The following is a 1,283-nucleotide window of genomic DNA, read 5'->3' as shown; positions in this document are numbered from 1 at the left end:
CTCACGCACCAGCCGCCACAGGTCCTCCGGCGAACGCACCCCACCGGGATACCGGCACCCCATCGACACGATCGCGATCGGCTCACCGTCCACGACACCGTGCGTCACCGGTACAGCGGGCCCTGCGGGGGCCTGGCGGGAGCCGAAGGCCTGCTCTTCGAGGAGGCCGGCCAGTGCCGAGATGCTGGGGTGGTCGAAGACGACGGTGGTGGGCAGCCGCAGACCCGTGGTCCGGCCGAGGCGGTTGCGCAGTTCGACGGCGGTGAGCGAGTCGAAGCCGAGGTCCTTGAAGGCGAGTTCGGTGTCGATGTTCTCCGCGCCGTCGTGGCCGAGGACGGTGGCCACCTGCCGGCTCACCAGGTCCAGCAGGGCTGTGCGGCGCCGGGCCGGGTCGAGTCCCGTCAGGTGCTGGAGCGGCGCGGGATCGGATCCGGCCGTCCGGTTCCCGTCGTCGGCGGGCTGCGCCTCGGGCAGTTCGGCGAGCAGGTCGCTGCGCCGGACCGAGGTGAACACCCCGGCGAAGCGCCGCCAGTCCACGTCGGCGAGCGCGATGAGTGTCTCGTCGTGGTCCAGCGCCTGCTGGAGGCCGGTGACGGCGGTGTCCGGGTCGATGACGGGCACGCCGCGTCGACGGAGGGTGTCCTGGAGGTCCTCGGCGATCATGCCGCCGCCCGCCCAGGGGCCCCAGGCGACCGAGAGGACGGGGACGCCGTCCGCGCGGCGCTGTTCGGCGCGCGCGTCGAGGATGGCGTTCGCGGCGGCGTACGCGCCGTGGTCGGCGACGCCCCATGTCCCGGAGATGGAGGAGAAGTAGACGACGGCGTCGAGTGCGGCCGGGTCGAGTGCGGCGTCGAGGTGGTCGGCGCCGAGGACCTTCCCGGACAGGGTCGACACCAGGTCGGTGATCCCCGCGTCGTCGAGGGATCCGAGGGCGCTGATGCCCGCGGCGTGCACGACCGTACGGACAGGCGGCACGTCCTGCTGCTCCAGGTGCCGTATCAGGTCGGTGACGGAGTGCGGGTCGGCCATGTCGCAGGCGACGATGCTGACCGCGGTGCCCTGCTCCTGGAGTTCCCGGCGGAGCTCGTCCGTGCCCGGTGTGTCGGCGCCGCGGCGTCCGGCCAGTACGAGATGCGCGGCGCCCTGGCCGGCGAGCCAGCGCGCCATGCGGACGCCGAGGGCGCCGGTGCCGCCCGTGACGAGGACGGTGCCGCTCGGTTTCCAGGAGCGGGCGGCGGGCGCGCTGCCGTACGGTGCGCGGATCAGCCGACGGCCGAAAGCCT

General features: G+C 73.7%; 1 protein-coding gene. It reads right to left on the bottom strand.

From position 1 onward, the window contains the following. A partial coding sequence (locus tag ABZV34_RS39640) for a type I polyketide synthase (protein ID WP_356288211.1) occupies positions 1-1,283 on the bottom strand: 1,283 nt, incomplete at both ends.

Origin of the sequence: Streptomyces sp. NPDC005195, from assembly GCF_040608315.1 — a bacterium.
Lineage (GTDB): Bacteria > Actinomycetota > Actinomycetes > Streptomycetales > Streptomycetaceae > Streptomyces > Streptomyces kaempferi.
The sequence above is the reverse complement of the archived record's forward strand: the minus strand, read 5'-3'. Positions and strand labels throughout refer to the sequence as shown.